Annotated in this window: 22 protein-coding genes and 1 tRNA gene; 4 read left to right on the plus strand and 19 right to left on the minus strand. The window is 40.4% G+C overall.

All coding sequences use genetic code 11. The features are described from left to right. The 13 genes from WG954_RS03980 to WG954_RS04040 all read right to left on the minus strand — a co-directional run bounded on the left by WG954_RS03980 (position 1) and on the right by WG954_RS04040 (position 13,103). Positions 1-1,140, minus strand: a complete 1,140-nt coding sequence (locus tag WG954_RS03980) for a VWA domain-containing protein (RefSeq protein WP_340433881.1) — start codon at positions 1,138-1,140, stop codon at positions 1-3. Positions 1,141-1,272: 132 nt separating this feature from the next. Next, positions 1,273-3,549 (minus strand): DUF5682 family protein, encoded by a 2,277-nt coding sequence (locus tag WG954_RS03985; protein ID WP_340433883.1) that lies wholly within the window; start codon positions 3,547-3,549, stop codon positions 1,273-1,275. A 30-nt stretch (positions 3,550-3,579) separates the two neighbouring features. Continuing rightward, positions 3,580-4,107 (minus strand): 3'-5' exonuclease, encoded by a 528-nt coding sequence (locus WG954_RS03990; protein WP_340433885.1) that lies wholly within the window; start codon positions 4,105-4,107, stop codon positions 3,580-3,582. 15 nt (positions 4,108-4,122) lie between these two features. Further along, complete coding sequence (locus WG954_RS03995) at positions 4,123-5,205, minus strand: ATP-binding protein (RefSeq protein ID WP_182802581.1); 1,083 nt, start codon at positions 5,203-5,205, stop codon at positions 4,123-4,125. Between the two features lie 10 nt (positions 5,206-5,215). After that, entirely contained in the window at positions 5,216-6,706 is a 1,491-nt protein-coding gene (locus WG954_RS04000) for a DUF5691 domain-containing protein (protein WP_340433887.1), read from the minus strand. Positions 6,707-6,724: 18 nt separating this feature from the next. After that, the gene (locus tag WG954_RS04005) at positions 6,725-8,029 is read right to left on the minus strand and encodes an SWIM zinc finger family protein (protein ID WP_340433889.1); all 1,305 of its coding nucleotides are present in this window, start codon (positions 8,027-8,029) and stop codon (positions 6,725-6,727) included. 88 nt (positions 8,030-8,117) lie between these two features. Next, complete coding sequence (locus WG954_RS04010) at positions 8,118-8,852, minus strand: metallophosphoesterase (RefSeq protein WP_340433891.1); 735 nt, start codon at positions 8,850-8,852, stop codon at positions 8,118-8,120. Positions 8,853-8,854: 2 nt separating this feature from the next. Further along, positions 8,855-9,394 (minus strand): RNA 2'-phosphotransferase, encoded by a 540-nt coding sequence (locus WG954_RS04015; protein WP_340433893.1) that lies wholly within the window; start codon positions 9,392-9,394, stop codon positions 8,855-8,857. Positions 9,395-9,396: 2 nt separating this feature from the next. After that, entirely contained in the window at positions 9,397-9,945 is a 549-nt protein-coding gene (gene ybiA, locus WG954_RS04020; protein ID WP_340433895.1) for a riboflavin biosynthesis intermediates N-glycosidase, read from the minus strand. Further along, positions 9,942-10,313 (minus strand): ADP-ribosylation/crystallin J1, encoded by a 372-nt coding sequence (locus tag WG954_RS04025; protein ID WP_340433897.1) that lies wholly within the window; start codon positions 10,311-10,313, stop codon positions 9,942-9,944. The genes ybiA and WG954_RS04025 overlap by 4 nt, the downstream gene beginning before the upstream one ends. Next, positions 10,310-10,822 carry an O-acetyl-ADP-ribose deacetylase gene (locus WG954_RS04030; RefSeq protein WP_340433899.1) on the minus strand — a complete coding sequence of 171 codons (513 nt, stop codon included), beginning with the start codon at positions 10,820-10,822 and terminating at the stop codon, positions 10,310-10,312. Before WG954_RS04030 ends, WG954_RS04025 begins: the two co-directional genes overlap by 4 nt. 18 nt (positions 10,823-10,840) lie before the next feature. Next, a complete protein-coding gene (locus WG954_RS04035; protein WP_340433901.1) occupies positions 10,841-12,295 on the minus strand; it encodes a nicotinate phosphoribosyltransferase in 1,455 nt (484 codons plus the stop codon). 10 nt (positions 12,296-12,305) lie between these two features. Continuing rightward, positions 12,306-13,103 (minus strand): ribose-phosphate pyrophosphokinase-like domain-containing protein, encoded by a 798-nt coding sequence (locus WG954_RS04040; protein WP_340433902.1) that lies wholly within the window; start codon positions 13,101-13,103, stop codon positions 12,306-12,308. Between the two features lie 139 nt (positions 13,104-13,242). Between WG954_RS04040 and WG954_RS04045 the strand changes: the two genes are divergently transcribed. Beyond that, complete coding sequence (locus WG954_RS04045; protein ID WP_340433904.1) at positions 13,243-14,124, plus strand: YwqG family protein; 882 nt, start codon at positions 13,243-13,245, stop codon at positions 14,122-14,124. On the opposite strand, the gene WG954_RS04050 is transcribed toward WG954_RS04045, so the two are convergent. Beyond that, the gene (locus WG954_RS04050) at positions 14,121-14,735 is read right to left on the minus strand and encodes an HD domain-containing protein (RefSeq protein ID WP_340433905.1); all 615 of its coding nucleotides are present in this window, start codon (positions 14,733-14,735) and stop codon (positions 14,121-14,123) included. The genes WG954_RS04045 and WG954_RS04050 overlap by 4 nt on opposite strands. A 10-nt stretch (positions 14,736-14,745) precedes the next feature. Continuing rightward, positions 14,746-15,438: an NUDIX hydrolase gene (locus WG954_RS04055; protein WP_182802606.1), complete on the minus strand. Its 693-nt coding sequence runs from the start codon at positions 15,436-15,438 to the stop codon at positions 14,746-14,748. A gap of 19 nt (positions 15,439-15,457) precedes the next feature. On the opposite strand from WG954_RS04055, the gene WG954_RS04060 reads away from it, so the two are divergent. Further along, positions 15,458-17,047: a class I SAM-dependent methyltransferase gene (locus WG954_RS04060; protein ID WP_340433907.1), complete on the plus strand. Its 1,590-nt coding sequence runs from the start codon at positions 15,458-15,460 to the stop codon at positions 17,045-17,047. Positions 17,048-17,115: 68 nt separating this feature from the next. On the opposite strand, the gene WG954_RS04065 is transcribed toward WG954_RS04060, so the two are convergent. Beyond that, positions 17,116-17,188, minus strand: a tRNA-Phe gene (locus WG954_RS04065). Positions 17,189-17,351: 163 nt separating this feature from the next. After that, positions 17,352-19,685, minus strand: a complete 2,334-nt coding sequence (gene recQ / locus WG954_RS04070) for a DNA helicase RecQ (protein WP_445298465.1) — start codon at positions 19,683-19,685, stop codon at positions 17,352-17,354. A 254-nt stretch (positions 19,686-19,939) separates the two neighbouring features. Between recQ and WG954_RS04075 the strand changes: the two genes are divergently transcribed. Together WG954_RS04075 and WG954_RS04080 are read left to right on the plus strand one after the other, a co-directional pair. After that, positions 19,940-20,914, plus strand: a complete 975-nt coding sequence (locus tag WG954_RS04075; protein ID WP_340433911.1) for a KpsF/GutQ family sugar-phosphate isomerase — start codon at positions 19,940-19,942, stop codon at positions 20,912-20,914. 75 nt (positions 20,915-20,989) lie between these two features. After that, positions 20,990-22,072 carry a mannose-1-phosphate guanylyltransferase gene (locus tag WG954_RS04080; protein WP_340433913.1) on the plus strand — a complete coding sequence of 361 codons (1,083 nt, stop codon included), beginning with the start codon at positions 20,990-20,992 and terminating at the stop codon, positions 22,070-22,072. Between the two features lie 96 nt (positions 22,073-22,168). On the opposite strand, the gene WG954_RS04085 is transcribed toward WG954_RS04080, so the two are convergent. Together WG954_RS04085 and WG954_RS04090 are read right to left on the minus strand one after the other, a co-directional pair. Next, positions 22,169-22,420 carry a hypothetical protein gene (locus tag WG954_RS04085; protein ID WP_182802614.1) on the minus strand — a complete coding sequence of 84 codons (252 nt, stop codon included), beginning with the start codon at positions 22,418-22,420 and terminating at the stop codon, positions 22,169-22,171. Positions 22,421-22,538: 118 nt separating this feature from the next. Beyond that, positions 22,539-22,697, minus strand: coding sequence for a hypothetical protein (locus tag WG954_RS04090; protein ID WP_340433917.1), 159 nt, complete (start codon positions 22,695-22,697; stop codon positions 22,539-22,541). Between the last annotated feature and the right edge of the window lie 36 nt (positions 22,698-22,733).

Below are 22,733 nucleotides of genomic sequence, written 5' to 3' on the forward strand. Positions count from 1 at the left end.
TTATTTCTTCAATACAAGATCTTCTTTCGCTGCCCATATACCAATATCCTGTTTGCTTAATGCTGCTGCCATCAGGTCGGGAAATTTATCGGGTGTGCAGGCAAACACAGGAATGCCGAGTGTTGCCAGGAAGTTGGCGTTCTCATGATCGTAAGAAGGTGCACCTTCATCATTCAATGCTAACAATACAACTACCTGTACACCTGCAGCTGCCAGCTCCGTTGCACGTTTACGCATACCGGCCACATCACCACCTTCATACAAATCGGTGATCAACACCAACACGGTATCTGTTGGACGTGTAATAATTTGCTGGCAATAAGTAAGTGCTGCATCAATATCCGTTCCGCCACCTAACTGCACACCAAATAATAATTCAACCGGATCAGTGAGTTCTTCCGTAAGATCAGCAACCGCTGTATCAAACACCACCATCTTTGTTTTGATGGCAGGGATAGAAGCCATCACCGATCCAAAAATACCGGAGTACACAACCGATGTACCCATGGAACCACTCTGGTCTAAACAAAGCACCACATCTTTTAACGATGTACGCTTGCGGCCATAACCGATTCTTGTTTCAGGAATAATGGTTTTATACTCGGGTTGATAATGTTTGAGATTTTTCTGAATAGTGGCATGCCAATTAATCTCGTTATGCTTGGGTCTTCTGTTTCTTGTACTTCTGTTTAAACTTCCAACAACAGCTTGTTGCGTAGGTTGCGCCAGCTTCTTCATCAAATCATCCACTACTTTCCGCACCACCATGCGTGCCGTATCTTTTGTCTTATCAGGTATCACATGGCTTAAGGTCATGAGTGTTGCTACAAGATGCACATCGGGTTCTACATTTTCCAGCATCTCTTTTTCAAACAGCATTTGCGTGAGCTCCAGTCGTTGCAATGCATCTCTTTGCATCACCTGTACAACCGTGTTGGGGAAGAAGGTTCTGATATCACCCAACCATCGGCTTACATTGGGCGATGATGGACCAAGCCCGCCTTTGCGATCTGAATCATACAAAGCGCCGAGTGTTTTGTCCATCTGCAGATCATTGCCCTGCAACGTGAAACCTGTTCCATCACTTTGTTCTCCACCGAGGATCATCCGCCATTTACGTATCAGTTGTTCGTTTGCCATGTTACATCATTCTTCTGTTTACACAATTAAAACATTAACCCACCCCAACCCCTCCCGGGAGGGGAAACCGTTCTATTCAGCTATTGTATATGTATTGATCAAGTTGCATCTATTGATATGAAGATTATCATTTTAATAGCCCAATAGTTTCATTACAATCGGTATTCCTTTTGCTGCACGTTCTTCATCAATACCTGTATGCACTTGTTTTGTAATGATGGCTGTTCCACCTGTTTTTACTTTCTCACCTAACTTCCTGCGTTCGGGTTTGGAGAATTCAGCAAAGGTTCTTCGCAATAAAGGAAGTACTTCAATAAATACTTCGTCTTCCAATTTCTCCACCCAACTGTTTACTACAGCCCACAGATCTTCATCCAGTAATAAAATGGTTCCGCTTCCTTTCAAAAAACCTTCGAGCCAGGAAGCAGCAACTGCAGCGGCTGTTGAGTGCGACATGGAATAGTAAAATACTTTCACCAACTCATCGCCCTGTAACAATTGATGATCGTGTAACAAGCGTGTGCAGTAACCGGCCAATACAGGTGAACTGTTTTTGTTGGCTGAAATAGTTTGCAGTGTTTGTTCCCACTCCTCTTCTATTTCTTTGTGTTGCAACAACTGAACAGATTCGTTCATACTTACAAACAAAGGCAGTAAATCCAGTGCAGCATCATCTGCAATACCCGTGCTTGCTGCAGGTAAACTGATGCAGGTGCGGGTAATCATACTCTCCACAATACCTGTTACCAGTTCTGCATCTGTTTTACGTACGTTACCATAACGGGTAACATTTACCAGCCCGGGTATTACTCCCATAAACTGGATCACATCAGTTCCTGTTGCTGCAAGGTTGTTGATTTGTGTAATGAGTTGCTCAATAGCAAGCGGAAGTTCGGCAGGTAATGTGCGTTCCAATAAACCACATACTTCATTTAATGATTGTGATTCCCCTGCTTTTGAAACAATGTATTTTGATGTTGCTTCTTCAACCGTATTACCCCAGTTTCCTTTTTCAATGATCTGGATCGATAACTCCGGTTGCCATTGCAAACGCCATTGTTCTTTAAAGGTTCCTTTACCTGCTACATCACTTCGTTGTCCCCAATGAATACCGAGTAACTGCAGACGATGCAATAACACACTTCGTTCGAGATCAGTTTCTTTCCGTAAGTCGAGTGTATAATCTTTCCAATCGGCAGTGGATGGTAACCGTAATCGCTTTTGTTGTTTTTCAATATCTGTTTGAAGAGGAGGCTTTGGAATATCAACCGGCACTTCACCGATCTTATCACTTACAATCAATTCATCATGCACAAGCGACATACGGATCACTTCACCATTACAAATAACACTAAGTGTTGCTTCATTCAATTCTTCCAATCCTGCTTTGGGTAGATTACGCAAAGCTGCTAATGATTCAGACAGCCTTACTGCTTCCATTACATGTGCAACAGAAGTGTCCATTTGTTTTGAACGAAACAGCTTCGCTACTTTAGCCATCCATCTTGTTCCATCATCGTATGGATAATGCCAGATATGATCGTACCAACCCGGCGATGCAATACCGGCACCATAACCACTGTACATACTTAAGCGGTTATATGTCCACGGTACCCATGTACATTCTACTTTTACTTTCGGTAATCCTTTCAGCAGATCATTATCTTCTTTTTGTTTGGGCATGTTGAGCAAAGCAGGTGCATGCCATGCGCCACAGATAACGGCAATGTTTTGAAACATTTCTTTTTCTGCCTGTCGGATTGTTTTACGCATATATGCTTCACGTAAACTTTCTGTGCGGTCATCCTTCGAAGGAACTTCCTCACGCAATACCTGCATCGCTTCGTTTACTGCATCAAACACTTCTTCGTTTTGATGACGATGCTCAAACATATGCTCCCACCATTTCTCTCCATCATCATAACCTGCCGCTTCTGCTAAATAAGAAACAGGATCTTTCCTTATGATGACGATGGGTTCAGCTTCATTATTGCTGATGCTGTAATTGTTGATGGTATCAATCACATCTTCTTCATCTTTTTCATCCGATGCTGTCTGTTGTTCTGCTGCTTTCTTTTGTTCTTCAGCATCAAGCGCAAATTGGTGTGCTGCCGGCAGATCCATGAAGCGGACATGAATATTATTTTTTCGTGCATACAGAATGGCTTGCCACTCGGGTGAAAATTCTGCAAAGGGATAGAACGAAGATTGTTTGGTATTATCGGGTTGAAAACAAAGTATAGCCACCGGTGGTTTCAACTCACTGTGCGATACCCATTGCAAAACAGGATCAGCATCGGGCGGACCTTCCACCAAAACAATATCCGGTTTTGTTTTCTCCAAAAACTCTTTTACGTTTCTGGCAGAACCCGGACCATGATGTCGTATACCAAGAATATGAATTGCCACTATAAAAAAATTTACTACTATCTACATTGTTTATTTCGATGGCATTTTCAATCCCATCTTTTTCATTGCAAGTAACGCTTCTGCATTTCCTTTTGCGTCATTAACAGGATTATGGTCGTGAACAGTTTTACGGAACAACTTCTTCCATTCGCTATTTACCCCTGTGTCCATTTTCATTCCGCAATACAAGTCACCTATTCTTCTTCCTGAAAATCCAAATGGATTCTTTCCTGTAAAAAAATGGAAATAATAATTGATCCATTGCCAGTCGAATGCAAGGTTATCGCTTATAAATATGGGGCGTCCATCAGAGTTTACAGATAGCCATTCTGAAAAACGCTCCATCGTTTCTTTTGGTTCGTCAAACTGTTCGTGTTGTTCCCTTGATATACTGCTTACTGCAAGCGCCTCTGGAATCCATTGTGTTGAAATTGGTTTCACCTTGCCATAGAATGTTTTTGTAAGAGTGGGCTCAACCACAACTGCACCAAAACAAATCATTGAATACTTGTTTGGAATAGGTCCATCCGATTCAACATCCACAACGATATAACTCATGTTTATTTTATTTAATTAAATGCCAAGATCACGACAAGCCCTGTAAATATCTTTCCATTCATCTCTTGGCTTTACGACTGTTTCCAAATATTCCTGCCATACAATTTTATCCTGCACCGGATCTTTTACCACAGCTCCAATAATACCTGCAGCCAGATCATTTGCTTTTAATTGTCCATCGCCAAAGTAAGCGGCCATGGCTAACCCATTATTCACAACAGAAATTGCTTCTGCAGTACTAAGTGTACCACTGGGCATTTTAATTTTTGTTTTCCCATCCATCGTAACACCACTTCTTAATTCACGGAAGATGGTAACGATGCGACGGATCTCCTGCAACGCAGGTGGCTCAGCAGGCAACTCCATAATTTTTTCAAAACTTTCAACCCTGCGTTTTACAATATCAATTTCTTCATCCATTGAATCAGGCACAGGAAGAATCACCGTATTGAAACGTCTTTTTAATGCACTGCTCAATTCGTTTACACCTTTATCTCTGTTGTTGGCAGTTGCAATTACGTTGAAGCCTCTTACTGCCTGCACTTCTGTATTCAATTCCGGAATGGGTAATGATTTTTCTGAAAGAATAGTAATCAATGCATCCTGCACATCTGCGCCAATACGTGTCAACTCTTCAATACGAACGATCTTACCATCTTTCATTGCACGCATCACCGGTGTTTCCACCAATGCTTTTTCAGTTGGACCTTCTGCTAATAATCTTGCATAGTTCCAACCATAGCGGATAGCTTCTTCACCTGTGCCTGCTGTTCCCTGTACAATTAATGTTGAATCGCCACTAATAGCAGCCGCTAAATGTTCACTCACCCAGCTCTTGGCAGTACCGGGCAAACCATATAATAACAAAGCACGGTCGGTAGTTAATGTAGCTACGGCAATTTCCATCAGTCGTTTATTACCGATATATTTTGGTGTTACTTCAAAACCATTTTTCAGTTTACCGCCGATGAGGTAAGTAACTGCTGATTGTGGAGACAGATGCCAGTTCGCAGGTCGTTTATCCTGATCTTGTTTCCTTAACTCTTCCAGTTCCAATGCGTATAATTCTTCTGCATGCTGACGTAAGATGGTTGCCATAATGATGTATTTAAGCGGTAAAGGTTGTTGTGATTTGATTTTTTAAGTTGATGAGTTTCCCTAAATATTCTTTCGTTTTATTCCAGCTGTTCCGTTGGTATTCTTCAGCAGGCATAATCAAACCCAGTTCTCTTTCAATGGCAGAAGGGATGCGTTCAATATGTTGACTAAAGAATGATCGTGTATAGTGATAAGGATTATTTGCAGCGTGCGTTAAAATCTTTTTCGTCATCTCAATACTCCATTCCCTCTTGAATTCAACAGCATAGCGAATGATGGCATCTGCATGATCGGCAAATGACCGGTTTGAATAATATTCCTGTTGCTGTGCAGGCAACATCGGAATGAGATCAATATAAAATGTGCTGCAATACTGCATCATAAATACTGCCCATTGATGCTGTTTGAATTGCAACGTAGCCAGCACTAATGCCGTGATCATTTTTTTACCCGTAGCATCTTTCTCAAATAACTCAATGATCTGTTGGGGCGATTTACCTAACTGCTGCTCCCAAAATGTTGGTGGCACAAACTGTATGAGTTGATAAATGATAAACTCATCATCGCTAAACTCTTTACTGTTACTGCTCAGCTTTTCAATTCCTGATTTGAATATTTCAGGATCAATATCTGCAGGCACCTGGAACGAAAGTGAGGTCTTACTCATCATGCCCAATAATGCCTTTTCGGTTTTTATGGTAACGGCTTTTTCTAAGACGCCTATATACTGTTGTACCAATGCAGAGCCGGGAATCTGCTTTAGTAATTTCAGTGCTTCTTCTTTTACTTTCTTACTCTTTTCGTTTTGTAATGATTCAAGAAATACAAGATCCTCATTGCTGACATTGATTGACAGTATTTCTAAAAAAGAAACTTTTGTTGCGGCATCTTCCTGTGCCCATGTTTGTTCAAGTAAAACTCTTGCAGCAGCAGGATCAGCAGAGCGCAATTCAGTAAGTACAGCTTTGCGTTGATCTGTTGTACCTGTATTCCAAAGTTCTTCCTGTGATTGTGATACAGAAAAATTCCACTCCGGATTAAACTGGCATAACCATTCACCACGTTTACCCGTACATGGTGCGATAGCGGCTCGCAGCTGTTTATATTGTTTACCGATTGCAAATAAAGAGGGAATCATTTCAGGCGATACCAGCCTGTTTGCCTTTGCACAGGCGGTTAACCATAACTGCAACAACGATTGGCTTTCTTCAAACAGTATATCTTTTAATACCTGCATGGCTGCAGGACTGCAGTATTGTTTTTCTTCAGCTGGTGCCTTGTCAATAGTGATCGTTTCTTTTTTCAATGGCAGTATTGCACACTGGCGATAGTTATACGTGAGTGATGCCAGTTGCAGAAACTTCTCTTCCTTATCAATCGTGGTATTTTCTGTAATAACAGCTCCTGCTCCGGCAAGTTTTGGCGCAAGCTCTTCCACACCGATTATTTTTTTATCGGTGCCCATCATTGCCGTGTGTATAATCTTATTCCATGCTTCCATTATTCAATGCTGTATCGCTTATTGTAATAGTTTATATTCATCGTGCAGCCAAACACCAACTGCTTCGTATTGATCTTCCCTTCCGATCAATGCCATGTCTAATGCTTCGCCTCCGCTGATCGCTAACAGTTTCCAGATGTAGCGTTGTTCATTTTTCAACAGCATCATTTTCTGTTCTGCATCCTGCAACCACCATTGCTGATTGTATTGTACGGGTTTTAATTTGCTGATGAGATAAGGCCGTTCGCCTCGCACCGGCAACTGACTGTTTAATGTTGTTTCTGCAGCCAACACTTCATCCCAGTTTTGATAACCGCTGAAACTTGCTTTCATGGTTGAAGCAATCTGTCGTTTTACAATTGCACGTAAAGGAGAAACAGAAGGAAAGAATACCAACTCCGCCTGTACAAATATTCCGGGCGTGAATGTTAATTGACCTCCTTGTCCACGTACAATGAACTGCAAGATCAATGCATATTGTTTCGATGTAGTGCCATACAACCAATAACGTTCGGTGGTAATATTATCTACTTCTGAAGTTTGTTTGGCCAATACAAGCCATGTATCGGTTACACCTGTTTGTTCTTTTAACTCTTCCTGGTTTTGTGTAAAGCCGATCCAGGTGCGAATATCTTGCTGCAAGGTTTCATCCAACGATGCTGTGCTCTGAAAAGCTTTCGTGGAAAGATAGATGACAGCTAACTGATCCATGAACTTACTCTGCCAGCCTTCTGCATAAAAGTTGATCTCTCCTAATGAACGCACCATGCCTGCTAAGCCCGGTGCCTGCGCATCTACCATTCGCTTCGCCATATTTTCAAACCAAACTGATCCTTTGTCGGGCATGGTTAAAATACCGTTCCGTACAATATCCTTTAACCACAATTGTAATTCTTCAATACCATCTGTTACTTTCAGCTCACGTGCCTGTGTGCGTTTTGCTCTCGCCGCTTCATCAACAGGTTTCTCTTCTTTCTCTACCTGCTTCTCTTTCTTCTCTACACGTTTACTGATCCAGTCTTCTACCCATGCCGGCATAGTTGAAGCACTGAAATCATTTGGCTGACGGGCATTGTATAACAACAAGCCCAATCCATGTTTGCAAGGAAATTTTCTACTGGGGCAGGAACATTTGAAGGCAATATTCTGCAGATCGATCTGGGTTTGATAGGGCTTGCTGCCGCTTCCCTGGCACTCGCCCCATAAAGCCTGTTCATTAGCGCCTTTGCTTACCCATTTGGATGGGTTCGCTAAATCTTTTCCTGATTTTTTGGAAGACTCATCGGGGGCAAGATTAAATATTTGTTCTTCGGTGAATTGCAAGAGGAAAAATTTGTCATGAAGTTATAGGACAAGACATTTCCTGCAAATATTTTTTTCGTGTTTTAGTTAACAGCAACAACAAAATTTATCAATCTCTATTTCTCCCTTTTTCTTGCGGGTATAAATCTTTTACAGGATCGCTCTGCCAAAACTCTTTACTATCAACATCCATAATCGTTAACGGACCGGTAAACGCCGCACCTGTATCAATATTCCACACGTTACAACCCTGCATTGGCACAGTTATGTTGTAAGCAACAGTTGGCGTATGGCCAATATAGATTTCTGAAAATAATTTCAACCGTTTCGGAAAAAGAAGAGAATCTTTTTGAATCCTTTTATCCATGGTTAAGGCCATTTCCCAAAGTGTTCTGTCCCAGGTAAAGTTTGTTGAGTAGAATTCCTGCTCCGGTCCATGCATAGATGTGAAGCCTGCATGAATGAATAAGCGGTTCTGTTCATCCACATGAAACATTTTAGTTTGCTCAAAGAATTGAAGATGCCTCAATCGTTCTTCTTCACTAAAGCCATCATAACTTTTTCTAGTTTCTTCACCGCCATTAAATAACCATCTGTTTTCTGCTGCACCAGTTCTCAGCCAATCCTCAGTCCACGCATCATGATTACCTTTTATAAAAATGCAAGATTGTTCCTTTGCCAACCCAATAAGGAATGCAACTGTTTGTGCTGATTCGCTCCAACCATCTACATAGTCACCGAGAAAAATCAAACTGACATCTTTTGTTACAGCTGCTTTTTGCAACACTTGTTCCAAGGCTTTTAATCCGCCATGTATATCACCAATTACTAATGTTCTTTTCATACTTAAAAGCGAATGTATTGAACCGGCACTTCATCTGTTAGCCAGACTTCGTTTTCGGATAAATAAAACTTATGCCCGTCAGCATACATCTTTGCTGATTCAATAGTGAGAATAAATGGCTTGCCCCTTCTGCTGCCAACATTAACAGCCGTTTCCGTGTCTTTGCTTAAGTGCACATGATGACGCTCCATCTTTTTCAATCCATCTTTGCGTATTGCCTCTACAAATTTTTCAACTGTCCCGTGGTACAGTAATTCGGGAGGCTGCACTTCTTTCAAATTCAGTTCAACATCTATGCTATGCCCCTGATTTGCACGAATCATTGTTTTGTCTTCACTAAGAACAAAACGTTTTTTATCGTTCGTTTCCACGATGGTATTGATCAGTTCAAGTGTTACATCTGCACCCGTTGCATTCATTTTATCGATCAGCTCCTGCACATCTGACCATCCATTTTCGTTCAATTGTAAGCCAATCGTCTCCGGTTTATGCCGAAGCACAAGGCTCATAAATTTGCTTATCTGTTTAAGTTGTTTTTCCATTTCTACTTTTTTAAATTATCACGCACTTCCATTAATGCAAACCCCAACAGGTTCGTACCCTTCCATTGAAACGGATTGTTTGCTTCACTTGCATCTTGTGACAAACCAATACTCCAAATGGAATCTGTGGGACTTGCTTCTACAATTACTTTATCTCCTGTGTACAATAGAAATTGTTTCAATTTTTCATCTTGCGAAAACTTATGTTGATTCCCTTCAACAACGAGAGCATAGGCGGAAGCATTCCAACTATCTGCATCAAAATTCTTTACTTCTCTGCCGAGAGCTTTAACAACAGCCGGCTTTTCAGTAATAACGATCTTTTGAAATATCTCTTCATCATTAAACAGTTTAGCTTTTTGCGCCATCATCCAATGTTCTGCAGTTGAATAGGTAATTCCATCAACTACAAATGGAGATGGGTACCATTGACTGAAACAGGATTTATCAACTACTCCTTCTCTTTTGGGAGTATGCCCCCAAAAGAACAAATAGTCAAAGTGCTTACCTTTTTCAATTTCAGATTGAAGGCAGTCTATTGAATACTTCATTGCTTTCTAAATTTTTCTCCATAAAAACTATTCACAACTCTTATCTCTCCAACAATATTATTATTGAATTCATCGAGTTGTTCTGCGGGCACCCACAGCTCGTTATGAATTTCGCCTCCTACATTTTGTACAGGAAATTGTTGTAGATAATCATCCGGCAAATTAAACGCTGTTACATAGCCAGCATAACCTGAAAACTCATCGTTTGTGTTCCACTCCAATGCAATCTGTTCAGCATAGGCCTGGTTCATAACAGGATAAAAAATAGGCTGCCACTCCAAACGGGGTGGAAACCGTTTGTTGCCTGAATCCTTGATGAGGTCAAGTTCCTTCTGTCCAACAGGACGATATAATGTAACTAAGTTCATTTAAAATATGCTTTGTAGATCCTTTCATACTGATCAAATTCTTTTTGTCCGAATACAACCAGAAATACTTTTTCTATTGAATTGTTCATCTTTAAAAACTCATCAATTGTTGACAATGCAATACTTGCGGCTTTATTAAACGGAAAACGATAAGCTCCAGTACTAATGCAGGGAAAAGCAATTGTTCGGATATTATTTTCATTTGCTAATTGCAAACTATTTTCATAACACTTACGCAAAAGCTCTTCTTCATTTTCTGTACCATTATTCCAAACAGGGCCTACTGTATGAATTATATACTTCGCTTTCAATTTAAAGCCTGGACTAATTTTAGCATGCCCGGTTTTACAACCTTTGAGTGTAATACAATAGTCTCTCAGTTGCGGACCGGCCGCTCTGTGAATAGCACCATCAACACCGCCACCACCGGTAAGTGAGCTATTAGCAGCATTTACAATTGCATCAACCGCAAGTATTGTAATATCGGTATTGATTATTTCTAGTTTCATTTTATACTTTGGTTTCCATCAGCTCACTAATAAAGCTCTAATTTCTGCTAAAGAAAACTCTTTTACAAGCTTACCGTCTTTAAAAACTGTTTTCAATTCACTTTCATTTTCCTCCTCCCATGTAACTTTATCGTACAACACAAAACGTCCGTTTTCTTTTTTTACATTCAACAAACCGGTAGCAGAACGTTTTGTACCATCATCTGTTACAGGATCTTTGTAAATCTCCTGTCCTTCTCCGTCAATCACTACATACGTTGCTTTCATCGCTGTACCAAACGTATCACGTGTATTATATTGATAGGTATAACTTCCAATACCAAATACAACCTGGGTAGCAAAACCTTTTGCTTTCAATCCTTCACAAATACGTGTTGCACGGTCGATATTAATACTGTCACCATAAATAGCACCAATATGCGCATCCAGTAATTTATATCCCTTCGCTGTAATTGTTCCGCCAAAAATATCCCACAACAGTTCAACCACACCTTTCCGTTCCACTTCAGTTTCTCCATCAGGATCACCACAAATAATTTTTACCGGATCTCCACTATCTGGCCGAATTACTACTTTCCCATCACGACTTAAAACTGTTTCTTTTAAAGCAAAAAGATATTCTGTACACACTTTCCATAAATCCCATGTATCGCTAACAATACTTACAATACCTGAAGGATACACTTCTGTAATTAAGCGTCTGAATGTTTCCAGTTCGCCATCTTTACTACCACTGCACATTACACTATGTTCTGTTGCTGCAACACTACCACCAATCAATTCTGCATCAGCATTTGCATTGTAATATTGTTCCATTGCGTCGATAGCTGGAATAGTATCAGTACCGGTAAAACTCAACAAGTGCCCCATACCACTCAGTACTGCTGTTTCCAACGAACTCATTCCTCTGAAAGAAAAGTCATGTCCCTGCCATTGTACAAAGTCCATTGGCATACCCGTTTCTTCTGCATATTTATTTAGTAGCTTTCTGTAAGTGTACGCAATGGTTGCACTGGTACAAGGTTGCCAAATAACTGAACTTAACAAGGTTTCCAGAAAATTTGTAAGCCAGTAAAACTCTGCCTTTGTATTTACAATTGTTAAGCAAGGAACACGCATAGGTACTTTACTCCCTTCGGGCAATGCTTTTATTTCAACAGGTAAATAACCTAAATCATGCAAAGCTGAAATATGCTCGTACGATGGCAGGTGTGTGCCTAAAGAAGTAACGATTCTCCGCTTATACTCCGTCATCACTTTTTCTTTTGGCTGTTGAAAAAAGTTTTCATTGAAATAATTGATCAAATACTCTTTCATGAAATATTGCAAACCAAAGAAGACCATTTCATCAACTCCGTTAATACGACTCTTGCGTGGAGTAAGATTGCTATAAACCAGTTCAGTTTTGTCTGGGTATTGGAATACGTGGCCAACTTTATAGTAATCGGTCAATAAAAAAGGATTCGTTTTCATGTTTGTTCTTTTAGAAAGTTGTTTTAAATGGTATTACCTGAACAATAGGTGAATTATACTCCTGCTGATAACTGTTGCTTACAATGATCTGATCAAATGATTTCTCCAATTCTGTAAACCCTTTGCTGAAGATGCCGTGTGTAACAATCAATGTGAGATGTGCAGGCCTTATCTGTTGCGCAATGGCAAGGAAGGTTCCACCACCATCGCACAGATCATCAATGATCACGCAATTTCTGTTCGTGCATTTTTCAGGTTCTATTACCTGTAAGCTGATTCGTCCGTTATTTAAATCACGGGTTTTATTACAGTAAACAGTTTCAACGAGATTTCTATTCCAGCCAGCATAACTACTGATTTTTTTTGCAGCGCCTTTATCCGGACAGATAAGTATTGCGTTCTCTTTTGTATAAGATTTTACCAATGCTTCGTTTGTGATATTGACTGAATTATGAATTAATTCCAGTGAAACTTCGGAATGAACATCGTACAAGTAAACTTTATCAAACTGCATATTGTTGATCAGATCAGCAATTACTTTCAAATCGAAACTATCTCCCTGTAACATCAAGCGGTCATATCTGGCGCCCATGAGATAGGGAATGATCAGATTCGTTTTTTTAGCGTTTACATTTTCAATAGCATTCGCTGTTTGTAATAACTGAAGTAACACTGTGCTATCTGTAATTGAACAGATGACAGTAACCTCATCGTCTTTACTAATATCCTGAATAACAACGTGGGGTTGGTTATCTGGAAACACAAACCGTTTTAAACCCCGGTTATTATTGATATGAATTGTTTTCATTTTGCTTAATTTATAAGCAAATTTAATACGGCTTACTGAGATGACCAAATTTTGCTTCATTTTGAAGCAAATTAATTTTAGGTCCCTTTCAACTGTCTGAATAATTATTTCCTTTAATTTGTTCTAAAACCGGAATGTTATGGGCTTATTTGATTCATTGTTTGGCCGAAATAATAAAAAACAGGAAATACCAGATGATAAGCATCTCCTGGAAAAAGTAGAAGTTGCCCCGGGAATTGTACTTCCAAAACTCTTTGCCGACCACTGGCCTGCAATAGAAAAAACAGCCATTCCGTTTGTTTCGATTAAGGCACTTCCAAAAGACGACCTTGCTCTGGAAGAAAGCAAATTTGGTCATTATCCCTGCATGCCATTAAATTTTGAGTACCCGAAAGATAATCAAGGCAGATTCATGTATCCACTTGCGCAAATCAATTGCAGTGATATCCCTCATTTGGAAGGTTATCCTCAATCGGGCTACTTACAATTTTATATTTCCGGTTTCGATGATGTCTATGGTTTGGATTTCGACAATCAACAAAATCAAACTAATTTTCGTGTTCTATACTTTCCAGAGAATGAGGTTGAACAGTTTAAAGTTGATTTCTCTTTTCTTGATGAGGTAATGCAAAGTGATATGCTGCCTGTATTTAAGCCACATGGCCTTGCATTTTCGAAAAGCGTTGAATATGTAGGTTTACAAGATGTGCATTACGACAAAGTCCCAACAAACCTGCACAATTTTGCACTCCCTTACCCTGAGCTAGAAGATGATTTAATGGATATGGCTTATGATACATTTACTAATAATGGTCATAAGATCGGTGGTTATGCATACTTCACACAAGAGGACCCAAGAAAATACAAAAATGAATTTAAGGATTACATTCTCTTATTTCAACTGGATTCAGATGATCATATTATGTGGGGAGATGTTGGTGTAGCTAATTTCTTTATTCATCCGGATGATTTGGCAAAAAGAGATTTCAGCAAAGTGATGTACAACTGGGATTGCAGTTAAAGAGATTCGATTTCTCTTTCCATATTTTTCTTAGCCGATTCCTCATACCTTTTATGAAAGTGTTCGGTTTTAAAAATCCGCTGCATGGAAAGGAAATGCTGCAAAGCTTTCTTTCGTCCAGGCTTGTATAACAGATCAGGATAGATCGCATACTCCTTCCGAACATTGTAGCAATAGGTATGGTATGTTTCCCAATCTTTCCCAAGAATACTCAAATCAGCATCGGTAAAAAGATTCACATCTGCGTCATCAGATAATTGGTGAGACTTTGTTGCAAGTATCAACTTATTTACCTGATCAATTAACGCAGCCTGGCAATTGAGTTGTTGTAAATGCGTATTTGCTAACAATGCACTTTGTTCTTCATTATCTTTTCGATGTGCTTTGTAAACAACGTCGTGATAAAAGATTGCTAATACAATTGCATCCCAATTATTCACGATAGTTTTCAACTCTATTAACTCTGCAAGAAGATTTTCTAAATGCTTGAGGTTATGGTAATGTCTTTTCTTACCCGAATAATTCTTTTCAATTTCCAACCACAACTTTTGTTGCAAATCGATGTCGTTGTTATATTGACTGATTACTGAAAGAAAAAGCTCTTTTAGCATAGTGTGCTGATTAGATTTCGAAGTGAAAGCCTTCCTTCAACAATTCTTTGTACCGCTTTTGATTAAACTGGTACATTTTACTGGGGCGGCCTTTGCCTTCCGACTTTGATAACTCGCCTGTTTCTTCCAGAAAATCAAAGGAGAGTATTTTCTTACTGAAGTTTCGTCGGTTAATTTCCTTATCCAATAAAGCTGTATAGAGTTTCTCCAGATCGGAGAAGGGGAATTTTTTATCCAGTAGTTCAAAGCCAACCGGCTGATAACGAACTTTTGCACGCAAGCGCTCAATGGCCACCTGCAAAATTTGTTTATGATCAAATGCCAGTGTCGGCAGTTTTTTAATGCTGAACCATTTTGCATTTTCAGCATCCGTACTCGCTTTCAATTCCTGGTATTGCGATGCTTTCACCAATCCAAAATAGGCAACTGCAATAATGCGTTGACGGGGATCACGTTTGGGTTCACCAAACGTATATAACTGCTCAAGGTAGTTGACCGTAATACCTGTTTCTTCTGCCAGCTCTCGCTTTACTGCTTCTTCCAGGCTCTCATCCTCCAATACAAAACCGCCGGGGATAGCCCAGCTGTTTTTGTACGGCTCATATTTACGCTGAATCAGCAACACAGAAACACCATCTTGTTTTGAATAACCAAAAACAATGGCATCAACAGCTACTTTTATGACAGATGATTTATTTTGCATACAATCAAAGCAAAATTACATGTATTTAGTGATACCCGGGAGACACCAATTAATCACACAGTTTCAATTCGAGTATCTATCGTCATTGATTAAAGGTGGTCTTTACCATGTAAAAGATGTTGAGGGAAGAGAATTGCAAATAAATGAACCGGTTGAAGCGATCATCTTTCCGGTTACATCTGCTAATCACTCTAACACAAGACGAAACCCACTTCCATTTTATTTGCGGGCAATTTCGATTGAAGCAATGGCTGCTGAGTTAAATGTACCCGTTTACATTTATGGTATTGACGATGTTGGATCCCTTTCCAATTTTGCCAGCTACACACTTAAGCGTATCAAACATGAAAGTGATGGCAAGTTTGATTGCACAGCACAAAACAGTTTGATCATTTGTTCAACTCCTGTTCTTCAATTATATCAATCGCTTGGTTTCAACATTCTACCTGCTGAGCTGGCAGATGTCAAGAACTGGAAATATCATTCACTGATGCCTTGGGATATTGTAGAACAAATTGCTGCATCCTCCATCTGGACCGAAGATGAATCGATTAAAGCAGCCATGCATCATTCTTCGTACAGTGTTTGGAAAAAGTATGGCGTTGGTGAAAAAGTAAAACTTCTGTTTACTGACCACATGATCGGCAGCGATGGGGATTTAACTGAGACCAGGGATTACAATGTATACGTTCGGCAGATGGATGATATTGCTGAATTAAAATATCATGACACTTCTTCCTATGTTCAACCAGGACGTATTGGTGATATTGGTTGTGCGGTTGGCAGCTGGATTAAGCTTGCTTGCAAAGATGAGCGGTTAAGAGAAAGTGATTTCTATGGTATTGAAGTCAGCCGGCATTTATATCAGATTTGTCAGCAGCGAAAAGAAAACGGAGAGTTTCAAAATCCATTTGTGTTCTTCTCCCAGAAGAATGCGGTTTCAGGATTAGTGTATGAGCAAGGTTCAATGAATACAATTCATACTTCTTCACTTACACATGAAATTGAATCGTATGGAAGTCGGGAGGATTTATTGAAGTTTATCAAAAATAGATATGAAGAACTTGCGCCAGGTGGAGTATGGATTAACAGAGATGTTGTTGGACCAAAAAACAAAGAGCAGGAAATTTATTTGTGGTTGAATGATGGGGATGGCAATAATGCAGATCCATTTATGCAGTTCGGTGATCGAAATGAGTTATCACATTTTTTACAATCACTTTCTACTTATGCAAGATTCCTTCGCTTTGCAAAAGACTTCAGGAAAAAGGAAGGCTATATTGTAAAGTTTGAAGAGGTAACTATTGAAAACAAGCTTTATATCAAAACATCTTTACGTAATGCTTCTGAATTTCTAAGCCGGAAAGATTACACTGATAACTGGGAAAGTGAAATGCACGAAACGTTTTGCTTCTGGGATTTTGAAGAATGGAAGAATCATTTAACCGAAGCTGGCTTTCGAATACATCCTTCCTCCTCATCTTATACGAATGGCTGGATTGTAAAGAATCGTTGGGAAGGAAAGGCAGCAATTTATATTATGCATGACGATGAATTGCAACAAATTGTTTACCCAGAGACAACGATGTTGTTGATTGGTGTGAAGTAGGGCAATGCAAACACCAGTTAGCTTCATTTACTTATGCATAAGAAAGCCTCAACTTTCGTTGAGGCTCGTGGTGTGGGCCGGGATCGAACCGGCGACACAAGGATTTTCAGTCCTTTGCTCTACCGACTGAGCTACCGCACCATTCCTGAAACACATCTACTCCGGTAAGTGGAAGCCTATCCTTCGTTTTTGTGCTTCGGGGCTGCAAATATAGAAGAATGAGCTTTAATATCGAAATCTTTGCCCTTTTATTTCAAATTCAGTTGTTTCTCACTGATTGCAGGGAGGCATTTGCTTTGCCCGCTTACATTCCATATTCACTCAAAAACTTAATGCGCATGATCTTCAGCTGTTCCCAGTTATAACCACCATCTTCCAGTTCCTGCTGCGCAATTTTCAAATCACTGGTGCTGCAGGTCTTGAAATAATCAATGATCTCTTCCTGTTCGTATTCATCGAGCCATTCATCAATGGCATAATCCAAGCGGAGTTTGGTGCCGCTTGCAGCAATGGTCTCCATTTCTTCCAGCATTTCATCCATGCGCCAGCCTTTGTTCTTGGCAATGGTTTCAAGCGGAATACGTTTGTCAACATTTTGTATAAGATATACTTTGTTGCCGCTCTTATTCACCACGCTCTTCATCACAAACTCATCAGGCTTTTCTATTTCATTTTCCTCTACATACTTCGCAATCATTTCCACAAAAGGTTTGCCATAACGGATCGATTTGCCTTTACTCACACCCTGGCATTTTTCCAGCTCTTCCAACGTGGTAGGATAAAGCGTGGCCATATCAAGCAATGAATTTTCGAGGAAGATCACAAACGGTGGCAATCCTTTTTTCTTTGCTTCTTTCTGCCGCAGTTCTTTCAGCATTTCAAACAACTTATCGTCTGATGCCAGACCACCACCAGCTGCATCTGCTCCTTCGTCATCATCAGCAGTAGCTTCTTCGTATAAATTATTGAGAACAATTTTGAAACTCTTCGGCTTTTTCAAAAATGCTTCACCTGCTTTGGTGAACTTGAGCAAACCATATTCTTCAATATCTTTCTGCACCAACCCATGCAGTAATAACTGGCGGATGAGTGAATTCCAGAAGTGCTGATCCTTTTCTTTACCGCTTCCGAATTCAGCGATCTGATCGTGACGATACATCTGGCTCTGTGGTGTTAACCTGCCCATGATCACCGGTATTACATACTCTGTTGCAAAACGTTCGCCCAATGCTTTGATCGCTTTGAGTGCAATCACTGCTTCGTCTTTTGCTTCGATCTTTTCTTTCGGATGCAAACAGTTATCACAGTTGCCGCAATTCTCCTGCTGGTATTCTTCACCAAAATAATGCAGCAATATCTTACGGCGGCAAACAGAGCTTTCTGCAAACGCAACTGTTTCCTGGATCATTTGTGCAGTTACTTCACGTTCACTTAATGGTTTATCACGCATTAAATGTTCGAGCTTGCTCACATCTTTATGCGAATAGTAAAGAATACATTTCCCTTCCATCCCATCTCTTCCGGCACGTCCTGTTTCCTGGTAATAATTTTCAATACTCTTGGGGATGTTGAAGTGAATCACAAAACGGATATCAGGTTTATCGATCCCCATACCAAAGGCGATGGTTGCAACAATTACCTGCACATCTTCATTCAGGAACTGATCCTGTCTGTCGGCTCTTACCTTTCCATCAAAACCGGCATGGTAAGCAACAGCTTTGATGCCATTCGCCATCAGCATATCGGCCAGCTCTTCCGTTGTTTTACGGTTGAGGGTGTAGATGATGCCGCTCTTGCCTTTGTTTTGTGAAATAAACTTCACAATACTTTTTACCGTTTGATCTTTTTTGATCTTGGGTTGAATTTCGTAGTAGAGGTTTCCACGGTTGAACGAGGAAATATAAATATCAGGATTGCGTAAGCCAAGGTTCTTTACAATATCGCTCTGCACTTTTGGCGTTGCAGTAGCTGTTAGTGCAATGATGGGAATATCGGGGTTGATCTGGTCCATCATTTCTTTCAACCTGCGGTATTCAGGACGGAAATCATGACCCCATTCACTGATACAGTGTGCTTCATCCACAGCAAAGAAGGAGATCTTCAGATCACTGAAGAATTCCATGTTTTCCTGCTTGGTGAGTGTTTCAGGTGCCACATAAAGCATTTTGGTTTTGCCTGCCAGCAAATCATCATGCACTTCTTTTATTTCCTTCTTGGTTAATGTTGAATTAAGAAAATGCGCCACATCATCTTTGCTGCTGTAGCTACGTACCAGATCAACCTGGTTTTTCATGAGGGCAATGAGCGGACTTACAATGATTGCCACCCCTTCGCTCACCAATGCCGGCAACTGGTAACACAAACTTTTACCACCGCCTGTGGGCATAATCACAAATGTATCTTTCCCACTCAGCAGGTTGGTGATCACTGCTTCCTGTGTGCCTTTAAATGCATCAAATCCAAAATGTTCGTTGAGAGCTGCATACAGATCAATACCTGCTACAGTTGCGCCGGACTTTTTACCGTTGGATTTGGCAACCGTCCCGTTTGTTTTTGGGGCAGCTTTTTTTGCCGTTTCTTTTACGATAGTTGTTGTTTTGGCCGCTTTTGGCGTAGTTTTTTTCTTAACTGTTGTCATCACTTGTTTTTCCTTCACTCTTTGGTTTTACAAACTGGACTTTCTACCGGCAGTTGACTGTTTCAGCACAGAGGTGCTGTTTTGTAAGGGGCACGAAGTTACTGAAAACGGGGGAGCTTATCCCCGTCTATTAGCCAAAAAGCTGCTAAAAAAGCCTTATTTTAAGATAATTGATTTTTCCTGAACGCCGGCCACAAGATTTACACAATTGGCTCTTTTCTGTTCTCTTGAATTACAGTAGGTTTGCCCCGCCAATGGATAAATTACAGCATACAAACCCGCTTGATGTCGCCCGACGAACGATTGCCCTGGAGGCGGGGGCCATTGAAGGGTTGTCTTCTCAGCTTACCGACGATTTCAGCAAGATCTGCCAAACCATCCTGGAGGCGAAGGGTCGTTTGATCGTAAGTGGCATTGGGAAAAGCGCAGTGATTGCCCAGAAAATTGTTGCAACACTTAATTCAACAGGCACGCCTGCAGTATTTCTCCATGCTGCTGATGCTATTCATGGTGATCTCGGTATGATCCTGAATCATGATGTGGTCATGATCATCAGCAAGAGCGGTGAAAGTCCGGAGATAAAAGTGTTGACGCAACTGGTGAAAAACTTTGGTAACCCGGTGGTAGGCATGGTGGGCAATCTTGATTCCTATTTAGCCAAACAAAGTGACTTGTTACTCGATACAACGGTTAGCCAAGAAGCTTGCCCCAACAATCTTGCTCCAACCAGCAGCACCACTGCGCAGATGGTGATGGGTGATGCCCTGGCTGTTGCGTTGATGGAATTACGTGGTTTTAAAACAGAGGATTTTGCGAAGTTTCATCCGGGAGGTGCGTTGGGCAAAAAACTTTACTTACGTGTAGCTGATCTCTATATTCACAATGAACAACCAAAAGTATTGGCTGATGCATTGCTGAAAGAAGTGATCGTGGAGATTTCAAAGAAACGATTAGGCGCCACTGCTGTTGTAAATGCTGCTGATGAATTATTGGGTGTGATCACTGATGGTGATTTGCGCAGAATGCTGGAAAAGAATAACCGTTTAGATGAAGTGTCGGCAACACAGATCATGACCGTACATCCAAAATCAATAGAAGCAGAAGCATTGGCGATTGATGCTATGGAACTGATGCGGAAAAATAATATCAGTCAATTATTGGTTGTTAACAACAAACAATACCTTGGCATTATACATTTGCACGATTTAATTAAAGAAGGATTGATATAAAAGGTGAATGGTCAATGGTGAATGGTGAATGAAACTCACTCCTCACCGCTTACTACTCGCCACTCACTAATTACTATGAACAAGAATCATTACGTTGCCATCATGGCCGGTGGAATCGGCAGCCGTTTCTGGCCCATGAGCCGCACCGCATTTCCAAAACAGTTTTTAGATATTCTCCATACAGGAAGAACGTTGATACAATCGACATACGATCGGTACCTCCAGTTCATCCCCAATGAAAATATTTACGTGGTTACCTCCACTGAGTATGCTGATATTGTAAAAAAGCAATTGCCGGATCTCCCGGCTGAAAATATTTTGTGTGAGCCTTCAAGAAAGAACACTGCACCCTGCGTGGCCTATATTGCCCACAAACTTCAACTCATCAACAAAGAAGGTTTGCTGATTTGTGCACCTGCCGATCACTTAATTCTTGATGCGCCTGCATTTACCAAAGTGTGTACTGATGCATTTGAATTCGTAGACAGTATTAATGCACTGGTGACGCTTGGTATTAAGCCCACTTATGCTAATACCGGCTATGGTTATATTCAACACGAACCGATGCCCGTGGCTGATCATGTGTACAAAGTGAAGACGTTTACAGAAAAGCCTAATCTTGAACTGGCAAAAACCTTTCTTGCCAGTGGCGACTTTCTATGGAATGCCGGCATTTTTGTGTGGAAGGTGAAGAATATCATCAAAGCATTTGAAAAATTTCTTCCTGAGATGAACGAAGTGTTTGTTGCTGAGAAAGAACATTTCAATACAGCCGGTGAACAGGAAGCGATCGACCGCATCTACCCGCAATGCACCAATATCTCCATTGATTATGGTATTATGGAGAAAGCCGATAACGTGTATGTGGTTCCATCATCATTTGGCTGGAGCGATCTCGGCACCTGGAACAGCGCTTATGAAAATATGGAGAAAGATTATTTTGGCAATGCTGTGGCCGGTAAACATGTGATGATCATTGATGCAACCAAGAACGTGGTACATGCACCTGATAAAAAATTAATTCTGTTGCAGGGGCTCGATGATTTTATTGTGGTTGATACACACGATGTGTTACTCATCTGCAAAAAAGAAAAAGAGCAGGAGATCAAAGAATACGTGGCAGAGGTGAAAAGAAATAAGGGAGAGAAGTTTCTCTAGAAAAGAATATAGAAGATAGAATTCAGGAGATAGAAAAAGGGAGATAATTCATTATCTCCCTTTTATTATTATTCTATCTTCTATATTATTATTTCCTCAATTCTTGTTACTGATAAATTCAAATGCTTTAAAATCTTTTCGCATGACTGCTTTCTTTACCCTGCCGGACTGTGTGTAAACTTTGTAGCGGTTGAGATCGATCAGTTCATGTGCTTTGCAGAAATTCTCCAGCTCCTCTACATGATACAATACTTCGTGCAGCCATTCCACTTCGTGATCAATAGCCTCTTTGCTCCGGTGTTCATTGTTGAGCAACACAAGTAAATCCCGCCGCTTATTCCTGTTCATCTGCTTCTTTTTTATAAGAAATATTGCCAGATGTTATTCGCCACAAAAAAATTATCGTCGCATGTTGACACTAATTGCTTGATAATTTTTTGGCTCATTTCATAACAGATAGCAATTTTTAATAACCCACCATCCCTTTTTTGTTGGGACAACCACAGCTGTTTTTCTTTGATGCACTGCAGCCGCTTCCCAACAAAGTAATAATAACTAATAACAAAAGAAAACCAAACTTAGTTGAACGCTGCATCTGCAAACTCACAAAATTTTTCCGGATCATTGGATATTTGTTTAAATCGTGATTTCTAAAATAACT

The sequence above is a fragment of the Lacibacter sp. H375 genome (assembly GCF_037892425.1).
In the GTDB taxonomy this organism is placed as follows: domain Bacteria; phylum Bacteroidota; class Bacteroidia; order Chitinophagales; family Chitinophagaceae; genus Lacibacter.

Coding starts and splice junctions, on each gene's coding strand:
- WG954_RS03980 (WP_340433881.1), bottom strand. CDS start 1,140: ATGGCAAACGAACAACTGATACGTAAATGGCGGATGATCCTCGGTGGA.
- WG954_RS04080 (WP_340433913.1), top strand. CDS start 20,990: ATGAACAAGAATCATTACGTTGCCATCATGGCCGGTGGAATCGGCAGC.
- WG954_RS03990 (WP_340433885.1), bottom strand. CDS start 4,107: ATGAGTTATATCGTTGTGGATGTTGAATCGGATGGACCTATTCCAAAC.
- WG954_RS04085 (WP_182802614.1), bottom strand. CDS start 22,420: ATGAACAGGAATAAGCGGCGGGATTTACTTGTGTTGCTCAACAATGAA.
- WG954_RS04030 (WP_340433899.1), bottom strand. CDS start 10,822: ATGAAACTAGAAATAATCAATACCGATATTACAATACTTGCGGTTGAT.
- WG954_RS04050 (WP_340433905.1), bottom strand. CDS start 14,735: ATGCTAAAAGAGCTTTTTCTTTCAGTAATCAGTCAATATAACAACGAC.
- WG954_RS04010 (WP_340433891.1), bottom strand. CDS start 8,852: ATGAAAAGAACATTAGTAATTGGTGATATACATGGCGGATTAAAAGCC.
- WG954_RS04025 (WP_340433897.1), bottom strand. CDS start 10,313: ATGAACTTAGTTACATTATATCGTCCTGTTGGACAGAAGGAACTTGAC.
- WG954_RS04015 (WP_340433893.1), bottom strand. CDS start 9,394: ATGGAAAAACAACTTAAACAGATAAGCAAATTTATGAGCCTTGTGCTT.
- ybiA (WP_340433895.1), bottom strand. CDS start 9,945: ATGAAGTATTCAATAGACTGCCTTCAATCTGAAATTGAAAAAGGTAAG.
- WG954_RS04075 (WP_340433911.1), top strand. CDS start 19,940: ATGGATAAATTACAGCATACAAACCCGCTTGATGTCGCCCGACGAACG.
- WG954_RS04035 (WP_340433901.1), bottom strand. CDS start 12,295: ATGAAAACGAATCCTTTTTTATTGACCGATTACTATAAAGTTGGCCAC.
- recQ (WP_445298465.1), bottom strand. CDS start 19,685: ATGACAACAGTTAAGAAAAAAACTACGCCAAAAGCGGCCAAAACAACA.
- WG954_RS04060 (WP_340433907.1), top strand. CDS start 15,458: ATGTATTTAGTGATACCCGGGAGACACCAATTAATCACACAGTTTCAA.
- WG954_RS04000 (WP_340433887.1), bottom strand. CDS start 6,706: ATGGAAGCATGGAATAAGATTATACACACGGCAATGATGGGCACCGAT.
- WG954_RS04090 (WP_340433917.1), bottom strand. CDS start 22,697: ATGATCCGGAAAAATTTTGTGAGTTTGCAGATGCAGCGTTCAACTAAG.
- WG954_RS03995 (WP_182802581.1), bottom strand. CDS start 5,205: ATGGCAACCATCTTACGTCAGCATGCAGAAGAATTATACGCATTGGAA.
- WG954_RS04040 (WP_340433902.1), bottom strand. CDS start 13,103: ATGAAAACAATTCATATCAATAATAACCGGGGTTTAAAACGGTTTGTG.
- WG954_RS04045 (WP_340433904.1), top strand. CDS start 13,243: ATGGGCTTATTTGATTCATTGTTTGGCCGAAATAATAAAAAACAGGAA.
- WG954_RS04055 (WP_182802606.1), bottom strand. CDS start 15,438: ATGCAAAATAAATCATCTGTCATAAAAGTAGCTGTTGATGCCATTGTT.